The 26,550-nt window shown below is 74.0% G+C and carries 22 protein-coding genes; 8 read left to right on the forward strand and 14 right to left on the reverse strand.

The genetic code is table 11. The features are described 5' to 3' along the window. Positions 1-90: 90 nt before the first annotated feature. Complete coding sequence (gene leuS, locus ACTWLT_RS22410; protein WP_445320089.1) at positions 91-2,931, reverse strand: leucine--tRNA ligase; 2,841 nt, start codon at positions 2,929-2,931, stop codon at positions 91-93. Between the two features lie 390 nt (positions 2,932-3,321). Between leuS and ACTWLT_RS22415 the strand changes: the two genes are divergently transcribed. The 3 genes from ACTWLT_RS22415 to ACTWLT_RS22425 are packed head-to-tail and all read left to right on the forward strand — an operon-like array spanning position 3,322 to position 8,165. Then, positions 3,322-4,374, forward strand: coding sequence for an AAA family ATPase (locus ACTWLT_RS22415; protein ID WP_234590654.1), 1,053 nt, complete (start codon positions 3,322-3,324; stop codon positions 4,372-4,374). A 1-nt stretch (position 4,375) separates the two neighbouring features. Continuing rightward, on the forward strand, positions 4,376-5,674 hold the full coding sequence (locus ACTWLT_RS22420) for a DUF58 domain-containing protein (protein ID WP_252418475.1): 1,299 nt from the start codon (positions 4,376-4,378) through the stop codon (positions 5,672-5,674). A 16-nt stretch (positions 5,675-5,690) separates the two neighbouring features. Continuing rightward, positions 5,691-8,165: a transglutaminase TgpA family protein gene (locus ACTWLT_RS22425; protein WP_445320090.1), complete on the forward strand. Its 2,475-nt coding sequence runs from the start codon at positions 5,691-5,693 to the stop codon at positions 8,163-8,165. Positions 8,166-8,471: 306 nt separating this feature from the next. Here ACTWLT_RS22425 and ACTWLT_RS22430 read toward each other — a convergent pair whose 3' ends face one another. From ACTWLT_RS22430 to ACTWLT_RS22490, 13 genes are all read right to left on the reverse strand, one after another. After that, complete coding sequence (locus tag ACTWLT_RS22430) at positions 8,472-8,873, reverse strand: SCO2097 family morphological protein (protein WP_109819242.1); 402 nt, start codon at positions 8,871-8,873, stop codon at positions 8,472-8,474. A gap of 116 nt (positions 8,874-8,989) precedes the next feature. Continuing rightward, on the reverse strand, positions 8,990-10,249 hold the full coding sequence (locus ACTWLT_RS22435; RefSeq protein ID WP_445320091.1) for a DNA polymerase IV: 1,260 nt from the start codon (positions 10,247-10,249) through the stop codon (positions 8,990-8,992). A gap of 62 nt (positions 10,250-10,311) precedes the next feature. After that, the gene (locus ACTWLT_RS22440) at positions 10,312-11,484 is read right to left on the reverse strand and encodes an alkaline phosphatase family protein (RefSeq protein WP_445320092.1); all 1,173 of its coding nucleotides are present in this window, start codon (positions 11,482-11,484) and stop codon (positions 10,312-10,314) included. Next, positions 11,481-12,248: a methyltransferase domain-containing protein gene (locus tag ACTWLT_RS22445; protein WP_445320093.1), complete on the reverse strand. Its 768-nt coding sequence runs from the start codon at positions 12,246-12,248 to the stop codon at positions 11,481-11,483. Before ACTWLT_RS22445 ends, ACTWLT_RS22440 begins: the two co-directional genes overlap by 4 nt. 9 nt (positions 12,249-12,257) lie before the next feature. After that, the gene (locus ACTWLT_RS22450; protein WP_445320094.1) at positions 12,258-13,184 is read right to left on the reverse strand and encodes a carbohydrate ABC transporter permease; all 927 of its coding nucleotides are present in this window, start codon (positions 13,182-13,184) and stop codon (positions 12,258-12,260) included. Then, positions 13,181-13,357 carry a hypothetical protein gene (locus ACTWLT_RS22455; protein ID WP_252418496.1) on the reverse strand — a complete coding sequence of 59 codons (177 nt, stop codon included), beginning with the start codon at positions 13,355-13,357 and terminating at the stop codon, positions 13,181-13,183. The genes ACTWLT_RS22450 and ACTWLT_RS22455 overlap by 4 nt, the downstream gene beginning before the upstream one ends. Continuing rightward, complete coding sequence (locus ACTWLT_RS22460) at positions 13,354-14,301, reverse strand: carbohydrate ABC transporter permease (protein ID WP_445320095.1); 948 nt, start codon at positions 14,299-14,301, stop codon at positions 13,354-13,356. Before ACTWLT_RS22460 ends, ACTWLT_RS22455 begins: the two co-directional genes overlap by 4 nt. Positions 14,302-14,307: 6 nt before the next feature. Continuing rightward, positions 14,308-15,657: an extracellular solute-binding protein gene (locus tag ACTWLT_RS22465; protein ID WP_252418482.1), complete on the reverse strand. Its 1,350-nt coding sequence runs from the start codon at positions 15,655-15,657 to the stop codon at positions 14,308-14,310. A 99-nt stretch (positions 15,658-15,756) separates the two neighbouring features. Continuing rightward, positions 15,757-19,125 (reverse strand): error-prone DNA polymerase, encoded by a 3,369-nt coding sequence (locus ACTWLT_RS22470; RefSeq protein ID WP_445320096.1) that lies wholly within the window; start codon positions 19,123-19,125, stop codon positions 15,757-15,759. A 51-nt stretch (positions 19,126-19,176) separates the two neighbouring features. Beyond that, a complete protein-coding gene (locus tag ACTWLT_RS22475) occupies positions 19,177-20,781 on the reverse strand; it encodes a DNA polymerase Y family protein (RefSeq protein WP_445320097.1) in 1,605 nt (534 codons plus the stop codon). A gap of 52 nt (positions 20,782-20,833) precedes the next feature. Beyond that, on the reverse strand, positions 20,834-21,631 hold the full coding sequence (gene imuA' / locus ACTWLT_RS22480) for a DnaE2-dependent mutagenesis accessory factor ImuA' (RefSeq protein WP_445320098.1): 798 nt from the start codon (positions 21,629-21,631) through the stop codon (positions 20,834-20,836). Positions 21,632-21,732: 101 nt separating this feature from the next. Further along, positions 21,733-22,182, reverse strand: a complete 450-nt coding sequence (locus tag ACTWLT_RS22485) for an SAV_6107 family HEPN domain-containing protein (RefSeq protein WP_252420457.1) — start codon at positions 22,180-22,182, stop codon at positions 21,733-21,735. A 419-nt stretch (positions 22,183-22,601) separates the two neighbouring features. Then, positions 22,602-22,724: a hypothetical protein gene (locus tag ACTWLT_RS22490; protein ID WP_445320099.1), complete on the reverse strand. Its 123-nt coding sequence runs from the start codon at positions 22,722-22,724 to the stop codon at positions 22,602-22,604. A 90-nt stretch (positions 22,725-22,814) separates the two neighbouring features. On the opposite strand from ACTWLT_RS22490, the gene ACTWLT_RS22495 reads away from it, so the two are divergent. The 5 genes from ACTWLT_RS22495 to ACTWLT_RS22515 are packed head-to-tail and all read left to right on the forward strand — an operon-like array spanning position 22,815 to position 26,539. After that, a complete protein-coding gene (locus ACTWLT_RS22495; RefSeq protein WP_445320100.1) occupies positions 22,815-23,303 on the forward strand; it encodes a YbaK/EbsC family protein in 489 nt (162 codons plus the stop codon). After that, positions 23,300-24,037: a monooxygenase gene (locus tag ACTWLT_RS22500; protein WP_445320101.1), complete on the forward strand. Its 738-nt coding sequence runs from the start codon at positions 23,300-23,302 to the stop codon at positions 24,035-24,037. The genes ACTWLT_RS22495 and ACTWLT_RS22500 overlap by 4 nt, the downstream gene beginning before the upstream one ends. Then, the gene (locus ACTWLT_RS22505) at positions 24,034-24,585 is read left to right on the forward strand and encodes a GNAT family N-acetyltransferase (protein ID WP_252420451.1); all 552 of its coding nucleotides are present in this window, start codon (positions 24,034-24,036) and stop codon (positions 24,583-24,585) included. The genes ACTWLT_RS22500 and ACTWLT_RS22505 overlap by 4 nt, the downstream gene beginning before the upstream one ends. Continuing rightward, positions 24,582-25,415: a carotenoid biosynthesis protein gene (locus ACTWLT_RS22510; protein WP_445320102.1), complete on the forward strand. Its 834-nt coding sequence runs from the start codon at positions 24,582-24,584 to the stop codon at positions 25,413-25,415. The genes ACTWLT_RS22505 and ACTWLT_RS22510 overlap by 4 nt, the downstream gene beginning before the upstream one ends. Then, complete coding sequence (locus tag ACTWLT_RS22515) at positions 25,412-26,539, forward strand: glycosyltransferase family 2 protein (protein ID WP_445320103.1); 1,128 nt, start codon at positions 25,412-25,414, stop codon at positions 26,537-26,539. Before ACTWLT_RS22510 ends, ACTWLT_RS22515 begins: the two co-directional genes overlap by 4 nt. The last annotated feature ends 11 nt before the right edge of the window (positions 26,540-26,550 follow it).

The following is a 26,550-nucleotide window of genomic DNA, read 5'->3' on the forward strand; positions in this document are numbered from 1 at the left end:
TTCGCCCTCAAGGGGCAGAACAGCGACCGAAAGTGCAAGATCGCGGGTGTTGGAGAGCGGGGCGCGGGGTGGGGTGGGGTGGGTGGGACGTCAGGCGACGACGGAGACCATCCGGCCCTTCACGACGATGACCTTGCGGGGTTCCTTGCCGGCTAGGGCGGCGGCCACCGCGTCCAGCGCGGCGGCACGGACCGACTCCTCGGACGCGTCGGCGGCGACCTCGATGCGGCCACGGACCTTGCCGTTGACCTGCACCGGATAGGTCACCGTGTCCGCCACCAGCAGCGCCGGGTCGGCCGTCGGGAAGTCCACGTAGGTCAGCGAGGTCTCGTGACCCAGCCGCCGCCACAGCTCCTCGGCCAGGTGCGGGGCGAACGGCGCCACCATCAGCACCAGCGGCTCGGCCACCTCACGCGGCGTCGCCGACAGCCCGGTCAGCCCGTTGGTCAGCTGGATCAGCTTGGCGATCGCCGTGTTGAACCGGATGCCGTCCATGTCGCCGCGGACGCCGTCGATCACCTTGTGCAGCAGCCGGCGGGTCGCCTCGTCGGCCGGGTCCTCGGTGATCCGCAGCGCGCCGGTCTCCTCGTCGACCACGGCCCGCCAGACCCGCTGCAGGAACCGGTACGACCCGACGACCGCCCGGGTCTCCCAGGGGCGGGACACCTCCAGCGGGCCCATCGACATCTCGTACACCCGGAAGGTGTCCGCGCCGTACGCCGCGCACATGTCGTCGGGGGTCACCACGTTCTTCAGCGACTTGCCCATCTTGCCGTACTCGCGGTTGACCACCTCGTCGCCCAGGTAGTAACCGCCGTCGCGCTCGATGACGTCCTCGGCCTGCACGTAGCTGCCGCGCGAGTCGGTGTACGCGTACGCCTGGATCATGCCCTGGTTGAACAGCTTGCGGAACGGCTCGAACGACGACACGTGACCCAGGTCGTACAGCACCTTGTGCCAGAACCGCGCGTACAGCAGGTGCAGCACGGCGTGCTCGGCGCCGCCGACGTACAGGTCGGTGCCCCCGCAGTCGCCGTCGGCGCGCGGGCCCATCCAGTACCGCTCGTTCTCCGCGTCGACGAACCGCCCGCTGTTGGTCGGGTCCAGGTAGCGCAGCTCGTACCAGCAGGAGCCGGCCCACTGCGGCATCACGTTGGTCTCCCGCGTGTACCGCTTCGGCCCGTCGCCCAGGTCCAGCTCCACCTCGACCCAGTCGCGGCGGCGCGACAGCGGGGTCTCCGGGTTGGAGTCGCCGTCGTTCGGGTCGAACGTCTTCGGCGAGAAGTCGTCGACCTCGGGCAGCTCGACCGGCAGCATCTCCTCGGGCAGGGCGATGGCCGCGCCGGTGGAGTCGTAGACGATCGGGAACGGCTCACCCCAGTAGCGCTGCCGCGAGAACAGCCAGTCCCGCAGCCGGTAGGTCACCGCGCCGGCGCCGTGCCCGTTCGCCTCCAGCCAGGCGATGATCGCCGCCTTGGCGTCGGCGACCCCCAGGCCGTCCAGGTCCAGACCGCGCTCGGGCGCGGCGCTGTTGATCGCCGGGCCGTCCCCGGTGTACGCCTTGCCGTCGAACCCCTCCGCCGGCTGCACGGTACGCACGATGGGCAGCTCGAAGACCTCGGCGAACGCCCAGTCCCGCTCGTCCTGCGCCGGCACCGCCATGATCGCGCCGGTGCCGTAGCCGGCCAGCACGTAGTCCGCGATGAAGATCGGGATCTGCCCGCCGGTGACCGGGTTGGTGGCGTACGCGCCGATGAAGACGCCGGTCTTCTCCTTGGTGTCGGACTGCCGCTCGACGTCGGTCTTGGCCGCCGCCGCCTTGCGGTACGCCTCGACGGCCACCCGGGGGCTGGCGTGCCCGCCGGTCCAGGCGTCCCGCGTCCCCTCCGGCCAGGCGGCCGGCACCAGCGTGTCGACCAGCTCGTGCTCGGGTGCCAGCACCATGTAGGTCGCCCCGAAGATGGTGTCCGGCCGGGTGGTGAACACCCGGATCGGCTCCCGCTCGGTGGGGAAGTCGATGTGCGCGCCGGTGGATCGGCCGATCCAGTTGCGCTGCATCAGCTTGATCGGCTCGGGCCAGTCCAGGCTGTCCAGGTCGTCCAGCAGCCGGTCGCCGTACGCGGTGATCCGCATCATCCACTGCTTCAGGTTGCGCTTGAAGACCGGGAAGTTGCCCCGCTCGGAGCGGCCGTCGGCGGTGACCTCCTCGTTGGCCAGCACGGTGCCCAGGCCCGGGCACCAGTTCACCGGCGCCTGCGAGACGTACGCCAGCCGGTGGTCGTCGACGACCTGGCGGCGCTCGGCGACGCTCAGCTCGGCCCAGGCGCGCCCGTCCGGTGTGGACCGGTTACCGCCCTCGAACTCGGCGATCAGCTCGGCGATCGGGCGAGCCCGGCCCGCCTCGCGGTCGTACCAGGAGTTGAAGATCTGCAGGAAAATCCACTGGGTCCAGCGGTAGAAGTCGGTGTCGATGGTCGCCACCGAGCGGCGCTCGTCGTGCGCCAGCCCCAGCCGGCGCAGCTGCGCCTTGTACCGCTCGATGTTCGCCACCGTGGTGGTCCGCGGGTGGGTGCCGGTCTGCACCGCGTACTGCTCGGCGGGCAGACCGAACGCGTCGAAGCCCATGGCGTGCAGCACGTTGCGCCCCGCCATCCGCTGGTAGCGGGCGTAGCAGTCGGTGCCGATGTAGCCCAGCGGGTGGCCGACGTGCAGGCCGGCGCCGGACGGGTACGGGAACATGTCCAGCACGTACAGCTTCTCCGCGCCGGCCCGGGGGTGGTCCGGGTCGGCCAGCGGGCCGGTCGGGTTCGGGGCGTGGAAGGTGCCCTCGCGCGCCCAGGTGTCCTGCCAACGGTTTTCGATCTCGTCGGCCAGGGCCGCGGTGTACCGGAACGGGGGAATGTCGCCCGCCGGTGCGGCTGCCTCACTCATCGTCTCTCCTCGCTTCGCTTCGCTTCGTCTCGGCACCGCCGGGCCGGGCCGGCGACGGGCACAAAAATGCCCCTCACGCAGGAGGGGCCGCCGTGCTGTCGCGCGTTCAGCGCATCAGCACGGCCCGATAAGAAGCAGGAAGACTCCGGCCATGTCCGGCAGTGTACCCCGCCGCCGGCACGGGCCGGGGCCGGCGGGCCCGTCCCCCAACCCGGCGAATATCGGTGCGTAACCGACGGACTACCTGCGGGGGTCGGCGAGAACGACAAACATGGTTAGCCTGAGAGGCCAGTGAGAATTCTGCGGCAAACGAGGCTCGACGTCGCGAACCCAACGGCGGGTCCAGGTGCTCTATTCAGAGCTGCCGTGACGGCGACGAGGAGGAGGCCCGTGACACAACAGACCTGGGACGAGGTCGGCGGCCTGTTGCCGCATGACGAGTTCCGCGCCGCCAGCGAGGCCATCGTGGCCAACATCGAGCAGGTCATCGAGGGTAAGACCGCCACCGTGCGGCTCGCCCTGGCCGTCCTGCTCGCCGAGGGTCACCTCCTCATCGAAGACGTACCCGGCGTCGGCAAGACCAAGCTGGCCAAGGCCCTGGCGCGGTCCATCGACTGCACCGTGCGGCGGATCCAGTTCACCCCCGACCTGCTGCCCAGCGATGTCACCGGTGTCAGCGTCTACAACCAGGAAACGCACGACTTCGAGTTCCGCCCCGGCGCTGTCTTCGCCAACCTGGTCGTCGGCGACGAGATCAACCGCGCCTCGCCGAAGACCCAGTCGGCGCTGCTGGAGTGCATGGAGGAGCGACAGGTCACCGTCGACGGCGTGACCTACCAGCTGCAGACCCCCTTCATGGTCATCGCCACCCAGAACCCGATCGAGATGGAGGGGACGTACCCGCTGCCCGAGGCGCAGCGCGACCGGTTCACCGCCCGGATCGCCATGGGTTACCCGGACGCCGGCGCCGAGCTGGCGATGCTGGACGGGCACGGCGGCACCGACCCGCTGAACGAGCTGCGCCCGGTCTCCGACGCGGACATCGTCCGGCAGCTCATCGCCACCGTCCGGCAGGTGCACGTCGCGGACGCGGTCAAGCAGTACGCCATCGACCTGGTCACCGCCACCCGCGAGGCCCCCGACCTGCGCCTGGGCGCCTCCCCCCGGGCGACCCTTCAGCTGCTGCGCACCGCCCGGGCGGTCGCCGCCCTGGAGGGGCGCGACTACGTCCTCCCCGACGATCTCCAGGCTCTCGCGGTGCCGGTGCTGGCGCACCGGATCATCCCCACCGCCGACGCCCAGCTCGCCCGGCGCACCACCGACGCGATCGTCTCCGAGTTGGTGCACCGACTGCCGCTGCCACACGACCGGCAGCGCTCCCCCTACGACACCCGGCCCGCCACCGGCAACGGTCGCGCGCCCTACGAGCCGCGGAGGCCGTGACGTGCGTGCCGGGCTGCGCGGGCTGACCACCCGCGGGCGCTCGTTCCTGGCCGCCGCGGTCGCGGCGGCGATCTCGGCCGGCATCCTCGGGGAGAAGGACCTGCTCCGGGTCGCCGTGCTGCTGGCCGTCCTGCCGCTGCTGGCCGCCGCCTACGTCGGACGCAGCCGCTACAAGCTGGCCTGCAACCGGTCGCTGGACCCGCACCGGGTCCCGGTCGGTGCCAACTCGCGCGTGGTGCTGCGCCTGCAGAACCTGTCCCGACTGCCGACCGGCACCCTGCTGTTGGAGGACCGGCTGCCCTACGCGCTGGGCAGCCGGCCCCGGGTGGTGCTGGAGCGGCTCGGCGCACAGCAGGCCAGCTCCGTGGCGTACACCGTCCGGGCCGACGTGCGGGGCCGCTACGACGTGGGCCCGCTGGTGGTCCGGATGAGCGATCCGTTCGGTCTCTGCGAGCTGAGCCGGGCCTTTCCCAGCACCGACCACCTGACGGTCATCCCGCAGGTCACCCCCCTGCCGTCGGTCCGGCTCCCCGGTGAGTACGCGGGCAGCGGCGACAGCCGGGCCCGCTCGGTGGCGGTGCACGGTGAGGACGACGCGGCGACCCGGGAGTACCGGCGCGGCGACGACCTGCGTCGCGTGCACTGGAAGTCCACCGCCCGCACCGGCGAGCTCATGGTGCGGCGCGAGGAGCAGCCGTGGGAGAGCCGCGCCACGGTCGTGTTGGACACCCGCGCGTACGGCCACCGTGGCGACGGGCCGACGGCGAGTTTCGAGTGGGCGGTCTCCGCCGCCGCGAGCATCGCCGTGCACCTGCGGCAGGCCGGCTACAAGCTGCGCCTGGTCACCGGCTCCGGCGTCGACGTGGACGCCTCCGAGGCCGGCGGCGACGGGGCGCTGCTCGACCACCTCGCCGAGGTCCGGTTGGACCAGCGGGCCGAGGTGACCGGCCTGGTGCAGCGGGTCCGGCAACGCGCCGACGGCGGCCTGATCATCGGGTTGTTCGGGGCGGTGAGTGTGGCCGAGGCCGAGCTGCTGGCCGGGCTGCGGGGCAACGGCGCCACCTGCGTCGGTTTCCTGTTGGACAGCTCCACCTGGCTGAGCCTGCCGGAGAAGGCCCGGGCCGAGGCGGAGCACGCGCACGGCGCCGCCGCGCTCGCCATGTTGCAGAGCGGCTGGCGGGTGGTCGGCGTCGACCACGGCAGCCGGCTGCCGACGCTCTGGCCGCAGGCGGGCCGGGGTTCCCAGGGCTTCGCCCTGCGCGCCGCGCTGGCCGAGACGGTCGCCGGCGGCGTGCGATGAACGGAAGGTCCCCCTCATGATCGCCAGTCGGAACATCGGCGCGGTGGCGGCCGCTGCCACGCTGCTCGCCGCCGCACCGCTGTCGGCCATCTTCGAGACCTGGACGTGGCTGATCCAGTCCGCGATCGCGGTCGCCGTGGTGGCCGGGGTCGCCGCGCTGACCCGGCTCGTCCGGGCACCCCTGTGGGGTCAGGTGCTCGGCATGCTGGCCGCCCTGGTGCTCGCACTGACCTGGCTGTTCCCCAGTGGCGCGGAGCTGCTGACCTTCCTGCCGACGCCGACCACGTTCGGGCACTTCGCCGACCTGTTCACCGGCTCCATGCAGGACATGCGCTCGTACGGCGTCGAGGTGCCGGACACCGACCCGCTGCTGTTCATCACCGTGCTCGGCGTCGGCGGGGTGGCCGTCCTGGTGGACGTGCTGGCGGTGGGGCTGCGCCGACCCGCGCTGGCCGGGCTGCCGATGCTCGCCATCTACTCGGTGCCCGTCGCCGTCTACGTGGACAGCGTTCCCGCGGTGCCGTTCGTGGTGGGTGCCGCCGGGTACCTCTGGCTGCTGGTCACCGACAACGTCGACCGGGTGCGCCGCTTCGGCCGCCGCTTCACCGGTGACGGCCGCGACGTCGACGTCTGGGAGGCCTCGCCCCTGGCCGCCGCCGGTCGCCGGCTCGCGGCGGTCGGGGTCGCGCTGGCCGTGGCGCTGCCGCTGGCCGTGCCGGGCATGACCGGTGGGCTGCTCGACACCCTCGGAGGCGGGACGGGCAACGGCACCGGCAACGGCCGGGCGGGCGCCGGCTCGTCGGGCCGCATCGACCTGTTCGCCTCGCTCGCCGGCCAGCTCAACCAGTCCGAGGTGAGCGACCTGGTCAAGGTGACCACGTCCGAGCCGACCCCGTTCTACCTGCGCTACGCCGTCGCCGACGAGCTGCGTCCCGGTGGCTTCCAGGCGCGCAGCCCGAGTGGCCGGCCGGCCAACCGGGACCTCCCGGACCCGGGCGAGCGTGCCGGCCGAGGGGTGCAGCAGACGCCGTACCGGGCCACCGTCGAGGTCACCAAGAGCCTGAGCATGTCCCTGCTGCCGGTGTACGCGGAGCCGGTGCGGACCGAGGACCTCAACGGCAACTGGCTCTACGACCCCAACCAGCAGGTCGTCTTCTCCAACCGGGAAAACTCCCGGGGCAAGAAGTACTCGTTCGACTACATCCGCTCGACGTACACCCCGGCGGCGCTGCGCGCCGCGCAGCCGCTGCCGGCCGACCACCCGGTCCGCCGGCAGTTGACCGCCACCCCGGCGCCGGTGCCCGAGGTGGAGGAGCTGGTCAAAGGGCTGGTCCAGGGCAAGCGCACCGACTACGACCGCGTGTTGGCGATCTACCAGCACTTCTCGGCGGACAACGGGTTCAGCTACCGGCTCAGCACCGAGAGCGGCAGCAGCGGCCAGGACATCGTCAACTTCCTGACCAACAAGGTCGGCTACTGCCAGCAGTACGCCGCCGCGATGGCCTGGCTGGTCCGCGCGGCCGGTATCCCGGCCCGGGTGGCGTTCGGGTTCACCAACGGCAGCAAGCGCGACGGCGACACCTACACGTTGACCAACCTCAACCTGCACGCCTGGACCGAGGTCTACTTCAACGGGGTCGGCTGGGTGCCGTTCGACGCGACCCCGACGTACGGGGTGCCCGGCTCCACCCGTTCGGCGTGGGCGCCGGACACCGACGCGCCGGAACCGACCAGCCCGGGCACCGGCACCACGGACACCCCGGCGGGCCCGGACGCGTCGGCCGGGCCGGCCGGTCCGGACAACGCCGACCGGGACACCGACAGCGGGCTCTCCCTCGGCGGCGAGACGCCGACCGAGCAGGCACCGGTGTGGCCCTGGTGGGCGGCGGGTGTCCTGGTCCTGCTGGCACTGCTGGCGGTGCCGGCGCTACGTCGGCTGGCGCTGCGCCGACGGCGGGGTGCCCGGGCGGAGGCCGCCGCGGCGGCCGCCACCGCCAAACAGTCCGCCCCGGTCGACGGGGCCCCGGTGATGGTGGTCAGGGTGGACGCCGACGCGGCCCGCGCGGACGCGCACGCCGCCTGGGCGGAACTGCTCGACACGCTGGTGGACTTCAAGGTCCGGGTCGACCGGACCGAGACGCCCCGGGCGACCGCGGACCGGCTGGTCCGGGAGACCTTCACCGACGACACCGCCGCTGTCGGCGCCGCCCGACTGCTCGGCCGGGCGGAGGAGCGGGCACGTTACGCGCGGGACCCGCTGACCGGTGAGCGGCTGCTACCGGCGTTGCGGGCGGTCCGCAGCGCGCTGGCCGCCCAGGCCGACCGGCGGACCAGGCTGCTCGCCGCCGTGCTGCCGCCGTCGGTGTTGCAGCGCTGGCGGATCGCCCTGGCGGACACCTCCGGCCGGCTGGTCGCGTTGACCGGGCGGGCCCGGTACCGGCTGCTGCGCTGGAATCCGCGTCGGCTGCTGGCCGACCGGGCGGCTCGCTGAGCGACGTCCCGTCGGGCAGGGGCGACGGTCCACGAACCGTCGCCCCGGCCCGACCGTCGCCCGTCCAGACCCTCGATCGCCCACGCCGTCGCGGGCACGAGAGCACGAAAAGGCCCGGCACGAGGGCACGCCGCAGCAGGAGAGCACGCGGCACGAGGGGCATGCGAGACGAGAGCACCCGGCACGGGGGCACGCGAGACGAGAGCACGCCGGGCCAGGGCGTGCGGATACGACAGCGGTCGCCGGGGCTGATTCCCGGCGACCCGCTCGTCGCGGTGTACGGCCCGCCTCAGTGGCGGGACGGGCTCAGCGGTGCCCCTCCGGGCGCTGCCGCCACCTGTCCTCCATGCGGTCCAGGATCGACGGCCGGCGACCGGATCGGCCACCGCCCCGGGGACGGCGACGACTGGTCGTGCCGCCGACCACGTGCAGGTCGGGTGACTGCGCGCGCCGGTGCGACTGCACCGCGAACGCGGCCGAGGCCAGCATGACGACGAAGCCCGCCACCGCCAGCGGTGGAGTCTTGATCACCGCGCCATAGACCAGTAGAGCCAAGCCAGCGATGATCACGCCGGCAGCGACGAGCAGGCGACGCCGCGCGTGGAAGCGCGGATCGCTGGCGCGCACGGCCGAGGCGAATTTGGGGTCCTCGGCAAGCGACCGCTCGATCTGCTCGAACAGCCGCTGCTCGTGCTCCGAGAGCGGCACGGCACTCCTCCCCGGTCACGTTGGTCGGGCCCACTCGGGCCGACAGACCGTGGCAGCCAACCGGCTGCTTACCCGCAAGTCTACGAGGGGGGTCGCGCGTCGGAAAGCGGGACGACCTATGGGTGGGGCGGATTTTCCTTTCGACGGCTGTCACGGTCGGCTAACAGACTGGCCGGACCTATGACGGACCGCCCGAATCGGGCAGCGGCGGCGTCCGCGACAGCTTCCGCCTCCCGCCATCCGCGCTCGGGCGCGCCGAGGGTGAGCTGCCGGGGCGCCCCCTGCGCCGGGGCGAGCCCTTCCACCCGGACGCCGACGAGCCGGATCCGCTCGCCCGGGTCCAGCGCGGTGTAGAGCGCCCAGACCGTGTCGAACATCTCGCGGGCCGTGTCGGTGGGCACGCCGAGGGTGCGGGAGCGGTTGACGGTGCGGAAGTCCGCCAGCCGCACCTTGAGCGACACGGTGCGCCCCACCTGCCCGGAGCCGCGCAGGCGGACACCGACCTTCGCGCTGAGGGCCAGCAGGGCGCGGCGGATCTCCAGCGGGTCGGCCACGTCGGCGTCGAACGTCACCTCGGCGCCGATCGACTTGTCCACGTGCTCGGGACTGACCCGGCGTGGGTCCCGCCCCCAGGCCAGCTCGTGCAGGTGCGCCGCCGACGCCGCACCGACCGCCCGGCGGAGCATGCCCAACGGAGCCTCGGCGAGGTCGCCGACGGTGGCCAGGCCGAAGCGGCGCAGCGTCTCGGCGGCCCGCTCCCCCACGCCCCAGAGGGCGTCCACCGGCAGTGGGTGCAGGAAGTCGAGCACCTGACCGGGTGGCACGACCAGCAGGCCGTCGGGCTTGGCCCGGGTGGAGCCCAGCTTGGCCACGAACTTGCTCGGTGCGACCCCGACCGAGCAGGTCAACGCCTGCTCCTCGGCGACCCGGCGGCGGATCAGCCGCGCGATGGCGGCCGGCGAGCCGAACAGCCGGCGGGCGCCGGTCACATCGAGGAACGCCTCGTCGAGGGAGAGCGGCTCGACCAGCGGGGTGACGTCCCGGAAGATCTGCATCACCGCGCGCGAGGCGGCCGTGTAGGCGCTGAAGTCGGGTGGCAGGTAGACGGCGTGCGGGCAGCGGGCACGCGCCTGGCTGGTCGGCATCGCGCTGCGTACGCCGTAACGGCGGGCCTCGTAGCTGGCCGAGCTGACCACGCCGCGCGGCCCGACGCCGCCGACGATGACCGCTTTGCCGCGCAGTTCGGGCCGGCGGCGCACCTCGACGGCCGCGAAGAAGGCGTCCATGTCGACGTGCAGGATCGGGCTGTCGGAGTCGTCGGCGTCCGGCCCGAAGCGCGGATCGCCGCCCCGGGGCAACGACTGACTGCGGCCCATCCCGGCAGGTTAACCCGGGAGTACGACACCACCAGCGACCACCGGGCCGGACCGCACGCGGATCAGCCGCGGACGACCAGCAGCGGCACCGTCAGCTCGGCGGCCGTGTCCGACCCGTGGTAGGCCACCAGCCGGGACGCCATCGGCCGCTCGGTGCGGGTGGCCAGCACCGCGTACGTGTCGTTGCAGATCACCACGACGTCACCGATGCGCCCCAGGTGCTCCTCCGGCACGGGCCCGAACCAGCCGGACGCCACCACCTCGTCGCGGGTGCGCACCCGGGCCGCGTCGCCGAGCACCGTCGACCAGGCGGCCACCACGTCGTCGACCGCACCCGGTGCGACGTGCAGGTAGCGCACCCGCGCCTCGCCGGCCACCAGCCGCACACCGTCGCGCAGCCGCGGGTCGGTGTCCAGGTCGAAGCGGTGCGTGGCGGGCACGTTGAGCTGCCCGTGGTCGGCCGTCACCAGCAGCGCGGCGTCCGGCGGCAGCCCGTCGACCAGACGGGCGAGGAGATGGTCCACCTCGTTGGCGGCGATCCGCCACGGCACCGAGTCGACCCCGCTGACGTGGCCGTGCCGGTCCAGGTCGGCGTGGTAACCGGAGACCAGGGTGGGCCCGTGACCGGCGGTCAGCGCGGCCAGCATGGTGGCGGCCAACCCGTCCGCGCCGGTGGCGCCCCGGAAGTCACCGCCCCGGTTGGCCGCCAGGGTCAACCCGCTGCCACCGAACTCCGGCCGGCTCACCACGCTCACCGCCACCCCGGCGGCGCGGGCCCGCTCCAGCTGGGTGGGCACCGGCTGCCAGCGCAGCGGCGACGGGTCGGCGGCCCAGTCGGTGTGGGTGAGCACCCGTTCGGTGCCGGGCACCCGCACGGTGAAGCCGAGCACCCCGTGTGCGCCCGGCGCGACGCCGGTGCCCAGCGACACCAGGCTGGTCGGGGTGGTGGACGGGAAGCCCGCGATGAGTTGCCGGGCCACCGTGGCGGCGAGCCCGGCGAGAGTTGGCGCGTACGGCGCGGCGGTCGGCAGCTGGTACCAGCCGAGCCCGTCGACCAGCAGCACGGCGATCCGGCGTACGCCGGTCAGCGCGGGGACGAGCCCGAGCGGATCGGCCGACCCCGGAACGCCCAGCACGGCGAGCGCGCTGGGCAGCACATCGGTGAGGCGACCGCCGCCGTGGTCCGGCCCGAGGACGGCCAGCGGCGCGGGGGTGCCACCCGACGGGACGGTCATGCCGGCCGGCGGGCGAACAGGTGCAGCTGGGCGGCGAGGTCCCGGTACGGGGGTTGGGCGGCGAGCGCCCGCTCCAGCTCGACCAGGGCGGCGGGCTGCCCGTCGGCGACCGCGGCCGGCAGCAGGTCGGCCAGGACGCGTACCCCGTGGATCTCCTCGACCACCAGCCCGGCGGCGGCGAGCAGCGCGGCGGCGCCGGGGGCGTCGTAGCGCCGGCGCAGGGTGTCCCGGGGCCCGGCGGTGCCGGCCGGGTCGGAGGCCAGGGTGGTGGCGACGTCCAGGTGGCCGTTCATGGCACGGCCCAGCACGGCGGCGGCCCGACCGGCCACCAGCACGCTGGCCGCGCCGCCCGGGCGCAGCGCGGCGGCCAGCGCGGCCACCACCGGCGCCGGGTCGTCGACGACCTCCAGCACGGCGTGGCAGAGCACGAGGTCGACGCCGGCCGGCTCGACCAGCCCGGCGAGGGCGTCGCCGTCGCCCTGCACGGCGGCGATGCGGTCGGCCACCCCGGCCTCGGCGGCCCGGCGGGTGAGCGCGGCCAACGCGTCGGGGCTGGCGTCGACCACGGTGACGCGGTGCCCGGCCCGGGCCAGCGGGACGGCGAAGCCGCCCGTGCCGCCGCCCACGTCCAGCACGGTGAGCTCGGCGTCGCCGCGCCGGTCCAGCTCGGCGCGGAGCACCGACCAGATCACGGCGGTACGGGGGGTCAGCGGCGGCCCGGCGAACCGGCCTCGGGTCTGCTCCACCCGGTCGAGCCTAGTCACCCGGTCCAGTCAGCCCTTGCGACCGGTGGTGGCGATGCCCTCGACGAAGTGCCGCTGGGCCAGGAAGAACAGAATGATCATCGGTACGGTGGCCAGCACGCTGCCGGCGAGCACGATCTCCCACTGCTGCTCGCCGCCGTAGCCGAACCGGTCCAGCACCACCTTGAGCCCGCGCGGCAGGGTGTAGAGCTGCTCGTTGCGCAGGTAGATCAGCGGTTTGAGCAGGTCCGTCCAGCTGGCCTTGAACTCGAAGACGAAGGCGACCAGCAGCGCCGGCCGGATCAGCGGGAAGGCCAGCTTCCAGAACAGCTGCGGGTAGCTCGCCCCGTCCACCCGGGCGGCCTCGAAGTATTCACGCGGCAGCGAGAGCAGGAACTGCCGCAGCAGGAAGATGTAGAACGCCGAGCCGAACAGGTTGCCCGCCCAGAGCGGCACCTGGGTGTCGGTCAGCCCCAGGTTCGACCAGATCAGGTACGTCGGGATCATGGTGACCGCGAACGGCAGCATCATGGTCGCGAGCACCAGCCCGAAGAGAAGGTTGCGACCCGGGAAGCGGAAGTAGGCGAAGCCGAAGGCCACCCAGGCGCTGGAGAGGGTCACCGCGGCGGCGGCGGCCACGCCGACCACCACGCTGTTTCCGAACCAGGTCAGCAGCGGTACGGCCCGCCACGCCTCGGCGTAGTTCTCCGGCGCGAACGGGGTGGGCAGGAAGCCGGGGGCGAAGACGTACTCGCGGGGGCGCAGCGAGGCGCTGACCAGCCAGACGAACGGCAGCATGAAGATCACCGCGGCGCCGACCATCGCCGCCACGAACAGCACCCGGTGCCAGAGGGGCCGCCGGGCGTCCTCCTGCACGGCCGGGCGGCGCGCCGCCGCCCGGTCCGGCTCGAGGCCGGACACCGGTGCGACGGCGCTGCGTTCGACGGCGGTGGTCACGACTGCTCCCCCGCCGCTGGATCCTCCTCGGCCCGGGACCGCCGGGCGTTGGCCACCGGGCCGTCGGTGATCTCGTACTCGCGCGGCTCGGTGTGCTGCTCGGGCACCCAGCCCGAGGTCAGTCGGGTCCGTCGCGCGTTGGCCACGCCGTTGTGGCCGATCATCGAAGTCACTGGTCTTCTCCCTCGTAGTACACGAACCGGTTGCTGAGTTTCACCTGCACCAGGGTGATCACCAAAATGATCACGAAGAGCAACCAGGCCATCGCCGAGGCGAAGCCCATGTGCAGGAACTGGAACGCCTCCTGGAACAGGTGGATGACGTAGAAGCTGGCCGCGTCGCTGTTGAAGGAGTTCTGGGTCTCGCGGTTGCCGAAGTACATGGTGTAGACCTCGGTGAACATCTGCAGCGACGCGATCGTGTTGACGATCAGCGTGAAGAACAGCGCGCCCGAGATCATCGGCAGGGTGACCGAGCGGAACCGGGCCCAGGCGCCCGCGCCGTCGATGGCAGCCGCCTCGTACAGGTCGCGGGGCACGTTCTGCAACGCGGCCAGGTAGATGATGACCGTCGAGCCGAGGCTCCACAGGCTCATCAGGATGATGCCGGGCATCACCCAGTGCGGGTCGGTGGTCCAACTCGGACCCGCGATCCCGACCAGGCCGAGCGCCCTGTTGATCAGGCCGTCCTGGGTGTTGAGCAGCAGGAGGAACAGGATGCCGACCGCCACCGCCGGGGTCATCACCGGCAGGTAGAAGACGGTACGGAAGAAGCCCTGCAACCGGCCGACCCGCTTGAGCAGCAGCGCCAGGCCGAGCGAGATGAGCATCACCAGCGGCACGTGCAGCGCCGTGTAGTAGACCGTGTTGCCGAGGCTGCGGGCCACCGCCGGGTCGCTCATCAGCTCCCGGTAGTTGTCCAGGCCCGTGTACTCCGGCGGGTTGATCACGTCGTACTCGGTGAAGCTCAACCAGAGGCTGGCGACCATCGGCCCGGCGTAGAAGATCAGGAACCCGATGATCCACGGCGCCACGAAGAGGTACGCCCAGCGGGCCTCCCGCCGGGCCAGCGGCGTACGGCGACGCCGGCCCGGGGCGGGAGCGGTGACGGTGGCCATCCCGGGCTACTTCGCGGCCTTGTCCAGCGCGGCGGTGGCCTCCCGCTGGGCCCGCTGCAACGCCGCCGCGGGCTGCTCCTGGCCGGCGAGCACCCGGTTGACCGCGTCGTAGTACGCCTTGTCGAACTCGGCGCCGGCCGGCGAGGCGGGCATCGCGAACGCGGCGTCCTGCACCGAGCGGATGGTGGCCACCGCGTCGTCGAAGCGCTTGTTGCCGGTCGGCTGGTACAGCTCGTCGAAGATCTTCTTGTCGGCTTCGGCGTTGGCGGTGTAGACGCCGGTGAACGCCTGGCCGGCGGCCTTGCGGGCGTCCGCCCGGGCCTTCGCGGCGGCCACCCAGGTGTCGGTGGCGGTCATCTGCTTGACGAACGCGCACGCGGCGTCCGGGTTCTTCGCGCCCTTGGTGATCACCCAGGCCTGCCCGGCGGACTGGGTCAGCGGCTTGCCCTGCCGGTCCACGAACGGCTTGACCACCAGCTCGGCGGTCGGGGTGTTCTTGGCCGCCTGGTTGAGGAACCACTCCTCCATCGGCCAGGCCACGATCTGGTTCTTGGACAGCGGGTTCTGGGCGCCGAAGAAGTCGAAGGTGTCCCGGAACGACTTGAACCTGCCCCAGCCACCCTGCTGCTGGATCAGGTTCACGCCGGTGGTCAGCGCCTCGATCACCTTCGGGTCGTCCAGCTTCGCGGTGCGGCCATCGGCGGAGAGCATGTCGGCGCCGTTGGCCTTGGCCCACATCGGCAGGAACTCGGGGATCTTCGGGTCGATGCCGATCCGGGAGAGCCGGCCACCGGAGACCGAGGCCAGCTTGGCGTTGAGCCCGGGCAGCGCGGCCCAGTCGCCCAGGTTGACCTGGTCGGCGGTCATCCCGGCCTGCTTGAGCAGCCCCTCGTTGAGGTAGACCACCCGGACGGTGGAGAACTCCGGGATGCCGTAGACGGTGCCGTCCAGGGTGACCTGGGCGCGAGCGGCCGGCCGGTACTGCTCCAGATCGATGTCCTGCTTCTTGACGCAGTCGGTCAGTGGCTGGATCGAGCCGCGCTTGGCGTACGTGCCGATCAGCTTGCGGTCCATGTAGACCAGGTCCGGCGGGTTGCCCGAGGCGACCGCGGAGAGGAACTGCTGCTCGTCGAAGGCGCCCTCGGTGACCTTCAGGTCCACGTCGGGGTGGTCGCGCTTGAACGCGTCCACGCGGGTGGTGGCGATCTCGTCGGAGAAGCCGAAACCCATGGTGCTGAGCGTGCCCTTGGTGGCGGTGCCGCCCCCCGCGCCGCTGTCGCCGCCGACGCCCCCGCACCCGGTGAGCGTCAGGGCGAAGACCCCGGCGAACGCGGTCGCCCGCAGTATCCGTGACATGAGACCCTCCCGAACTCGCGCGGGCGACCCTGCCCGCGCGACCTGCACTTCTCCTCATCTCCGAACTTTCAAACGTGGGGTGATCGAAATTGCCGGTGGTCACCGGAAGTCCCGGGAGGCGGGGCTGACCGGCGGCTCGATCGCGTCCAGCCGGTCGGCGACCAGGTTGGTCACCCCCTCGTGCCGCTGCAACCGCCCCCGGACCACCAGCGCGGCGCTCGTCCGGGCCACCCGCCGGTAGCGCTGCCACAGCCCCGGCGAGCAGGTGACGTTGAGCATCCCGGTCTCGTCCTCCAGGTTGAGGAAGGTGACCCCGCCCGCGGTCGCCGGCCGCTGCCGGTGGGTGACGATGCCGCCGACCCGGATCCGCTGCCCGGGCTCCACCCGGCCGAGCCGGGCGATCGGCACCGCCCCGAGCACGTCGAGCTGACCCCGGATGAACCGCGCCGGGTGGCTCTCCGGCGACAGCCCGGTGGCCCACACGTCGGCGACCAGCCGGTCCACCGCCTCCATCCCGGGCAGCGTGGGCGCCGCCGCGCCGGTCACCGTGCCGGGCAGCCGGCCCGGCCGGTCCTGGGCCGCCGCGCCGGCGGCCCAGAGCGCCTGCCGCCGGGTCAACCCGAAACAGGCGAAGGCGTCCGCGGTGGCCAGCGCCTCCAGCTGCCCGGCGGTGAGACCCACCCGCCGGGCCAGATCCGGCATGTCCCGGTACGGCCCGCCGGCCGCCCGTTCGGCCTCGATCCGCTCGGCCACCTCGGCGCCGAGGGTACGCACGCTGGCCAGCCCGAGCCGGACCGCCGGACCGCCCAGCCCCCAGGCGTGCGGCGGCTCCCCCGGCCCGCTGCCCCACCGGGTGTCCGGGGTGGACTCCAGCACCGCCTTCGCCCCGCTGGCGTTGATGTCCGGGCGGCGTACCTCCACCCCGTGCCGACGGGCGTCGTCGACCAGGGTCTGCGGGGAGTAGAAACCCATCGGCTGGGCGTTCAGCAGCGCGGCCAGGAACGGCGCCGGGTGGTAGCGCTTGAGCCAGGAGCTGGCGTAGACCAGGTAGGCGAAGCTCATCGCGTGGCTCTCCGGAAAGCCGTAGCTGGCGAACGCGGTGAGCTTGCGGTAGACGTCGTCGGCCAGCTCGCCGGTGATGCCCCGCTCGGCCATGCCGGCGTACAGCCGGTCGGCGATCCGCGCCATCCGCTCGACCGAACGCTTCGCGCCCATCGCCCGGCGCAACTGGTCGGCCCCGGCCGCGTCGAAGCCGGCCAGGTCGATGGCGAGCTGCATCAACTGCTCCTGGAACAGCGGCACCCCCAGGGTCTTCTCCAGCGCGTTGCGCATCAACGGGTGCGCGAACGTCACCGGCTCCTGACCGTTCTTACGCCGGATGAACGGGTGCACCGAGCCGCCCTGGATCGGGCCGGGCCGGATCAGCGCCACCTCCACCACCAGGTCGTAGAACTCGCGGGGCTTGAGCCGGGGCAGGGTGGCCATCTGCGCGCGGCTCTCCACCTGGAACACCCCGACCGAGTCGGCCCGGCAGAGCATGTCGTAGACCTCCGGGTCGTCCAGCGTCATGTCACCGAGGTCGAGCCGGGACCCGATCATGTCGTAGCCGTAGTGCAGCGCGGAGAGCATGCCGAGGCCCAGCAGGTCGAACTTGACCAGCCCGACCGCGGCGCAGTCGTCCTTGTCCCACTGGAGCACGCTGCGCCCGGGCATCCGCCCCCACTCCACCGGGCAGACCTCGATCACCGGCCGGTCGCAGATCACCATGCCGCCGGAGTGGATGCCCAGGTGCCGGGGGAACGTCTGCAGCTCGTTGGCGTACTCCACCACCTGCTCGGGGATGTCCTCGACGTCGACCGTGGCGACCGAGCCCCACCGGTCGATCTGCTTGCTCCAGGCGTCCTGCTGACCGGGTGAGAAGCCGAACGCCTTGGCCACGTCCCGCACCGCCGACCGGGGCCGGTAGGAGATCACGTTGGCGACCTGGGCGGCGTGCTCCCGGCCGTAGCGGGTGTAGACGTGCTGGATCACCTCCTCCCGGCGGTCGGACTCGATGTCCACGTCGATGTCCGGGGGGCCGTCCCGCTCCGGGGCGAGGAAACGCTCGAAGAGCAGCCGGTGCCGGACGGCGTCCACATTGGTGATGCGCAGGGCGTAGCAGACCGCCGAGTTGGCCGCCGAACCCCGGCCCTGGCAGTAGATGTCCTGCTCACGGCAGAACGTCACGATGTCGTAGACCACCAGGAAGTAGCCGGCGAAACCCAGCTCCTCGATCATGTTCAGCTCGTGGTCGAGCTGCGCGTACGCCGTCGGGTGCGCCTGTGGGGGGCCGTAGCGCTCCCGCGCGCCGTCGGCGGTCAGCTGCCGCAACCAGCTCATCTCGGTGTGCCCCGGCGGCACCGGGTACGCCGGCAGCTGCGGCGCGACCAGTTGGAGGTCGAAGGCCAGCTCGGCGCCGAACTCCGCCGCTCGGGCCACCGCCCCCGGGTACGCGGCGAACCGGGCGGCCATCTCCGCGCCGCTGCGCAGGTGGGCGGTGGCCGCCGCGGGCAGCCAGCCGTCGATCTCGTCCAGACTGCGCCGGGCGCGGACGGCGGCGACCGTGGTGGCCAGCCGCCGCCGACCAGGGGTGGCGTAGTGCACATTGTTGCTGGCCACCGTCGGCAGCCCGGCTGTGGCGGCCAGCTCGGCGAGCGCGTCGTTGCGGTCGGCGTCGACGGGGTGCCCGTGGTCGGTCAGCTCCACCGCCACCGTCTCCGCGCCGAAGAGCGCGGTCAGCCGGTCCAGCTCGCGGGCCGCCGCGTCGACGCCCTCGGTGAGCAGCGCCGCCGGCACGTGCCCCTTGCGGCAGCCGGTCAGCACCAGCACGTGGTCGCGCAGCTCGGCGGCGACCTCCTCCAGCTCGCCGTAGACCGGGCGGCCCTTCTCCCCGCCGCGCAGCTGGGCGCGGGCGATGGTGGCGGCCAGCCGGGCGTACCCCTCGTGGCCGTGCGCCAGCACCAGCAGGTGCGCGCCGTGCGGGTCCGGTTCGCCGTTCTGCGGACCGGGCAGCCCGAGGGAGAGCTCCGCGCCGAAGATGGTCGGCAGGGCCAGCGCGCGGGCCGCCTCGGCGAAGCGGACCACCCCGTAGAAGCCGTCGTGGTCGGTGACGGCGAGCGCGGTGAGCCCCAGCCGGGCCGCCTCCTCGGCCAGCTCCTCCGGGTGGCTGGCACCGTCGAGGAAGCTGAAGTTGGTGTGCGCGTGCAGCTCCGCGTAGGGCACCACACCGTCGGGGCGGGCCAGCTCGGGCGCCTCGTAGTGCTGGCGCTTGCGGCTCCAGGCCGGGGAGTCGCCGCCGTCGGCGTCCACGGCGAGCGGGTCCACGACGTGCAGGTGCCGCTCGCCCCTGCTCCCCCGGCTGTCGCCGGACCGCCCGGAGAGCACCCCCTCCAGCTCCGACCAGGGCATCTTCGGGTTGTGGAAGCTCATCGGCCCGCCACCACACCCCGGGCGGCCTGGACGGCAACCGGTGCGCGCCGCTCAGTCATAGATCGCCTCCACCAGCCACTGGCCGGCCTCGACGGCCAGCAGCAGGGCGGTGCCGTCGGCCAGGGAGACCTGGAACCGCGCCCGACGCCGAGCCTCGGCCGGGGCCCACCACCGCTCGTCCACCGGCCACGGGCCGGCCCAGCCGACGATCTCCACCGGCCGGGCGGTGCCGACGGTGAGCCGGGCCGGCGCGGCGCTCACCGCCAGGCGCGCGCTGACCACGACCGGCTCACCGGCGGCGTCGTGCACGGTCGCGGTGAGCGGACTGCTCAACACCACGGCCGGCGCGGGCGGCGGCAGCCGGCCCGGCCACGGCGGAGCGCCCCCACCTCGACCGGCGGCCGGCTCACCCGACGGTGGCGGGCCGGGACGGGTGGGGAGGCGTTCGTCGCCCCAGGGCACCAGTCGCACCTGGTCGGACGGGGAGCGCCCGCCGCCGAGCACCGCGGTGACCACCGCCTCCGGGCCGAGGATGCCCTGCACCCGGCTCAACGCCCGGTGCGCCCGCTCCCGCTCCTCGCCGGTCTCCCCCCAGAGGCCCGACTGCAGGCCGGCCTGGGCGATCACCCCGTCCGGGACCAGCCGCAGGCGGATGATGCCGGCCGTCGGCCGGGCCGGTCGGGCGCCGGCCCGGCCGTTGCTGCCGGAGAGCCAGCCGTCGAGCTGCCAGCGCACCCGGTCGGCGATGGCCGCGGCGGTGAGCAGACCGTCGTGCCGCCACACCCGGTGCAGCTCCTGCCCGTGCGCGGTGACCGCCTCGATGCCCAGCCGGGTGCAGGCCAGCCCGTGCCCGGCCAGCCGGTCGTGCAGGTGCTCGGCCAGCGCACGGGCGGCGAACGCCGCCGCGTCGACCCGGTCGACCGGCTCGTCGTACTCGGCGGTCACCGTCAGGTCGGCCGGCGGCTGCCGGACGGCGAGCGGACGGTGGTCCCGCCCGCCGGCCAGCCGGTGGGCCAGCGCGCCGTCGAACCCGAACCGGGCCAGCACGTCGCCGGCCGGCAACGCGGCGAAGTCGCCGAGGGTCCGCACCCCCAGCCGACGCAGCAGATCGGCCAGCGCGGGCCGCGCGAGCGCCTCGACCGGCAACCCGGCCAGGAACTCCGGCGTCCCGCCCGGCGCCACCACCCGCCCGGCGCGGGCCGCCAGCCCGGCGGCGAAGACACCGTCGGCGACGCCGACCTGGCTCTCCACCAGACACGACTGGGCGACGTGCTCGATGATCCGCTCGGCGGCCGCCTCCTCGCCGCCGAGGTAACGGCTCGGGCCGCGGGCGGCCACCGCGCAGGCTCCCGGACGGACGACCTCGACGCCGGCGACCAGCTCCTCCACCGCGGCGACCACCGGCTCGAACGCCCGGGCGTCCCGGCCGGGGTCGTACTCCACGACGGTGAGCTGCGGGCAGCGGCTCTGCGCCTCCCGTTTGCGCAACCCCCGGCGCACCCCCTCGGCGCGGGCACGCTCGGAGCAGGCAACCACCCGGTTGGCGTGCAGCACGGCGACCGGGCCGGTGGCCGGCACCCCGTCGACGATCTCGGCGGCGAGCACCGGCCAGTCCGGGCACCACAGCAGCAGGGTCCGGACCGGTGAGCCCGTCACCCCGGACCTCCCGGGCCGCACTCGGCCGGGGTGCCACGCCCCGCGAGCACGGTCACGCCGGGTCTACCAGGGTGAGTGCGCCCGGGCGGGCGGTGCCGGTGCGGGCCCGGTCACCGACCGCCGCCACCGGGCGGGGCCGGCCGGCGAGCGGCACGGCCGGTCGGCCCACGGTCGACGGCACCGTACGGGGGATCACCCGGGTGAGCTCGTCGCCGGGGAGCCAGACCTTGATCTCCTTGGGCCGGGCGGCCGCCCCGCGCCCGCGCGCCGAGACGGTGACCTCCCGACGGCGCAGCCGGCCCCGGCCCGGCCCGAGCCCTTCCCAGACCCCACGGACCACCTGCAACGTCACGTCCGCGCCGTCCCACCGGCCGTACGGGACGAGCACGCTGCCCCGCTGCCGGGCCCGGGCGGCCAGCCGGGTGGCGACCGAGGCGGAGACGGCGGCCGGCACGGCGGTGACCACGACGTCCACCCCGTCGATCAGCGCGGCGACCACGGTGGCCCACTCCGGGCCGGGATTCGGCACCAGGGCCAGCCGGTCCAGGGCGATGCCCAACTCGGCGGCCGCGCCCGCGCCGAACGTCGGCACCCCGACCACGGCGCACCACGAGCCGGCCCGGGACGCCTCGGCGAGCAGGGCCAGCACCAGCGAGGTGCCGCCGCTGCGCCGGGGTTGGCCGACGGCGACCGAGATGGTGCTGCCCCGGCGCAGACCCCGGTTGGGCAGCAGACCGGTCAGCTCGGGCACCACCGGTAGCACCCGGTGGCCGCCGACCTGATCGGGTGCGCTCGCCGGGCGTACCAGATCGACCAGTGCGGCGGAACCGACCACCATGCGGCCCGCCATCGGACCATCCCCCCGTCGTTGCTGTGGATCAGATCAGGACCGGCGCGCCGTGACACCGGCCGCCCGGCTCCCCCCGCCGGGCGGCCGGTGTCACGGCGGGATCATGCGGCGAGGCCGTCCAGGGCCGGCTGGTGCGCCACGCCGAGCGCGGTCTCCACCACCGTGACGAACTGTTCGGCAGAGCGGAGCAGGTCGTCGGCCTCCCGGGCGGTGACCACCCGGGGGATGCCGGCCTCGGCGGCGGCCCGCTTGCTGGCGCCGGCGGCGAAGAACCGTGCCCACTCGTCGAGCTCGGGGGCGACGGCGCAGAGCAGGACCCAGACGCTGGTGATCCGGTTGCGCCGGGCCGGCGCGGGGCGGGCGCGGGCGGCGAGCAGGGCGGCCGCCGCGCGCAGCGCCGCCAGGTGGGCGGCCGCGTAGCGCAGACCGTCGGGGCGGGTCTGGCCGGCCTCGACCAGCCCGCGCCGGGCCAACGTGAGGAGTTGGGCGGGGGTGCGGTGCGGCAGCACGTGCGCCGGCACCGTCGGTGCCTGCGCCGGGTTGGTCGGCATGGACTGTCTCCTCCACGTGGCCGGGGCGTCGGCCGGCGCGCTGATGTCGCCGATGAGACGCCGAGGTCGGGTGGTGCGGAGGAAGACGCACCGGGTGTGGCCGGCCGGGTGTGGATGCTTCCCCACACCACACCCGGCCGGCGTACCGGCGGGTTCGTCGCCCGCCGCCCGGGGGTCGTGGGCGGCGAGCGACGCTCCTGCCTGATGGGACCGGGCTCGCGACTGCCCGGAAACCCAGGTGCGGCCCGCGGAGCCGCACCGCCCGGAGCTGGCGCCGCGAAACACCGCGCTCCGGCTGGTTGGAACGGGCGTTCGAGACAATCGAACACTCGTTCTAACTGCTGCTGACAGTACACCTCCCCTCCGACGAAAATGCAACGTGTGACGCGCCGGCCGTGCGCCGGAGCACGATGGGAGGGTCAGGCGAAGGCCGGACAGCGGGGCAGGTCAAGGTCGGTGGCCAGAGACCGGGTGCCGCGTACCAGCAGGGCCTGGACCGGCCGGGTGCGCAGCGGCGGGAAAGGCGACCCGGTGGTCGCCACCGGCCGAGGCCAGCTCGCCGGCGAGCACGTACCCGCCGACACGGCGTGGCCGGCTGAACCGGGCACCGGTGGACCGGGAAGAATGGCGGGATGCAGCCACACCCGAACGTACGTGCGGTGCAGGACGCGCTCAGCGGCGCCGGCGCGCTCGACGGCGCCGGCCGGCCCAGCACGGTCCGCCTGCTGCCCGACGCGGTACACACCGCCGCCGCGGCCGCCGAGGCGCTCGGCGTCGAGGTCGGCCAGATCGCCAACTCTCTGATCTTCGACGCGGACGACGCGCCGCTGCTCGTGCTCACCTCCGGCGCGCACCGGGTGGACACCGCCGAGCTGGCCGCGTCGATCGGTGTCACCCACCTGCGCCGGGCCACCCCCGAGTTCGTCCGGACGCACACCGGGCAGCCGATCGGCGGGGTCGCCCCCCTCGGGCACCCGCACGCGCTGCGCACCCTGGTGGACACCGCGCTGGCGGCGTACCCGGAGATCTGGGCCGCGGGCGGCGTACCGCAGGCGGTCTTCCCGACCACCTACGCCGAGCTGCTGCGGGTCACCGCCGGCACTCCGGCCGAGGTGGCGTGAGCGGCGTCGCAGAGCTGGTCACCCTGCACGTGTGGCGGACCTCCCCCGGCGCACTCCCCCGGGCGCTGACCCGGATGGCGGTGGACCCGCGCCGGCTCCGCGCCCTCCCGGGCGTCCGGTTCGGCAAGCTGCTGGGCACCGGGACCGGCACCGGCTTCGGGCCGGGTGACGCCGACCTGACCCGGTGGGCGGCGCTGACCGTCTGGGACTCGCCCGCCGCGGCGGCCGACTTCGACGACTCGCCGGTCGGCCGCGCCTGGGCGCGGATCGCCCGCGCCCACGCCCGGGTCGACCTGCGCCCGTTGAGCAGCCGGGGCGAGTGGTCCGGGCAGCGGCCGTTCGGCGAGCCGTCGGGCGGGCGGGTCACCGGGCCGGTGCTGGCGCTGACCCGGGCCCGGCTGCGGGCCCGCCGGGCGGCCACCTTCTGGCGGGCGATCCCCCCGGTGGCCGCCGCCCTGCGCGACGCTCCGGGGCTGCTGGCCCGCTTCGGCGTCGGCGAGGCGCCGCTGGGTTGGCAGGGCACGGTCAGCGTGTGGCGCGACCCGACGGACCTCGTGGCGTTCGCGTACCGTCACCCGGAGCACCGGGCGGCGATCATGCGAACCCCCACCGCGGGCTGGTACGCCGAGGAACTGTTCGCACGGTTCGAGGTGCGTGACGTGGTGGGTGACCGGACGGTGCTCGGGTGGGTCGCCGACGGTGACCCCGCAACGGTGAAGGGTGGACGGGCATGAGGTTGGTGCGCTGGACGCCGGACGATCTCGTCCGGCGGCTGGACGACGTGGTGACCGTCTACGGCGAGGCGATGGGTTACCGCACCGACCTGCTGGAGGCCCGGCGCGGCTACATCGCCACCCACGTCCGCCGACCCGGTTTCCGGGCCGTGGCCAGCCTGACCAGCGAGGGTCACCTCGCCGGCTTCGGCTATGGCTACCTGGGCGGCCCCGGCCAGTGGTGGCACGACCAGGTGCACCGGGCGCTGGACGTCCCGACCCGGCAGCGCTGGCTCACCCACTGCTTCGAGGTGGTCGAGCTGCACGTCCGGCCGCCGGCGCAGGGGCACGGCCTGGGCGCCGGCCAGCTCCGCGCGCTGCTCACCATGGCCGAGGGCGACACCACGCTGCTGTCCACCCCGGAGGCCGACGAGCAGACCTCGCGCGCCTGGCGGCTGTACCGGCGGTTCGGCTTCGTCGACGTGCTGCGCGACTTCCACTTCCCCGGCGACGAGCGGCCGTTCGGCGTGCTCGGCCGGGACCTGCCGCTCGAGCCCCCGGCGTCATGACCCGGCGGCGGATCTCCTGGACGCTGCTCGCGGTCCTGGTGCTCGCCCAGATCTGCTACCCACTCACCACCGGCGCCACCCGGGCCGGGCTCACCGTGGCCACCGTCGTGCTCGGCTGGCTGCTCTCGGTCGGCCACGCGCTGCTCAGCCGGGGTCCCCGGGCCGCGGCTGCGCTGGTCGCGGTGGCCACCGGCGGCGGGTTCGCCATCGAGGCGGTCGGGGTGGCCACCGGCGTGCCGTTCGGCAGCTACGACTACTCCGGTGAGCTCGGCCCGAAGCTGGCCGGGGTGCCGCTGATCATCCCGTTGGCCTGGACCTGGATGGCCTGGCCGGCCTGGCTGGCGGCGGTCCGGTTGACCGGTGGCGGGTCGGCCGGCCGGCGGGTGCGGCGGATCGCTCTGGCCGCACTGGGGCTGGCCGCCTGGGACCTCTTCCTCGACCCGCAGATGGTGGCCGAGGGCTACTGGACCTGGCGGGACGCCACCCCCGCGCTGCCCGGCCTGCCCGGCATCCCGGTCAGCAACTACCTGGGCTGGCTGCTCTTCGCGGTGCTGCTGACGAGCGCGCTGCGCCCACTGGCCGGCCCGACCGCCGAGCACACCGACCAGCGGGACCACCCGATGATCGCGCTGTACCTGTGGACGTACCTCTCCAGCATCCTGGCCCACGCGGTCTTCCTCGACCTGCCCGCCTCGGCGCTCTGGGGCGCGGCCGGCATGTCGGTGACCGCCGTGCCCCTGGCGGTGACCCTGCTGCGCGCCCGCCGGGCCCGTGACACGCATCGGGTGGACCGCCAGGCGCACCGCCCCGGCGTCGACGCGACCCGATGACCGTCCTGCTCGCCCTGCTGCTCGCCGTCGCCGCGCTGACCGGGCACACCTGGCTCAACGCCGCCCGCTGGCTGCGCCGGCCCACCGACCGACCGGACGAGGTCGGCGAGGCGGTCGCCGTACTGCTGCCGCTGCGCGACGAGGCCGCCCGGGTCACCGGATGCCTGCGCGCCCTGCTCGCCCAGCGCGGCGTGCCCGGGCTGCGCATCGTGATCCTCGACGACGGGTCCACCGACGGCACCGCCGAGGTGGTCCGCGCGGTGGCCGGCGACGACCCACGGGTCACCCTGCTCACCGGGGTCGCCCCGCCGCCGGGCTGGCTGGGCAAGCCGCACGCCTGCTGGCAACTGGCCACCCGGGCCGACCCGGCCGCCACCGCGCTGGCCTTCGTCGACGCCGACGTGGTGCTCGCCCCGCACGCCGTGGCGGCGGCCGTCACCGAACTGCGCGCCGCCGGTGCGACGCTGCTGTCGCCGTACCCCCGGATCGTGGTGGCGACGGCGGCCGACCGGCTGGTGCAGCCGCTGTTGCAGTGGCTCTGGCTGACCTTCCTGCCGCTGCGCGCGATGGAACGCTCACCGCGACCGTCACTGGCCGCGGCGGGCGGGCAGTTCCTCGTGGTGGACCGGGCCGGCTACACCGCCGCCGGAGGGCACGCCGCGGTCGCCGACCGGATCCTGGAGGACGTCGAGCTGGCCCGGGCGGTCAAACGGGCCGGCGGGCGCATCGCCCTGGCCGACGGGTCCCGGCTGGCCGACTGCCGGATGTACGACACCTGGCCGCAGCTGCGCGACGGGTACTCGAAGTCGCTCTGGGCGTCGTTCGGGCACCCCGGCGCGGCGGCCGTCGTGGTGGCGCTGCTGCTCCTGCTCTACACGGCTCCGCCGCTGGTCGCGCTGGCAGGCGTGGCGGCCGGCGCGCCGGAGGTGGCCGCCGTGGGGCTGGGCGGCTACCTGCTCGGAGTGGCCGGACGGGTGCTCACCGCCCGGGCCACCGGGGGCCGGTGGTGGCCCGACGCGCTCGCACACCCCGTGTCGGTCGTGGTCCTCGGTTGGCTGACCCTGCGGTCGTACCATCTGCGAAAGCGACGCCGCCTGACCTGGCGGGGCCGCCCGGTCAGCTAGGAGGACGCGGC

It is taken from the genome of Micromonospora yongxingensis, from assembly GCF_052601155.1.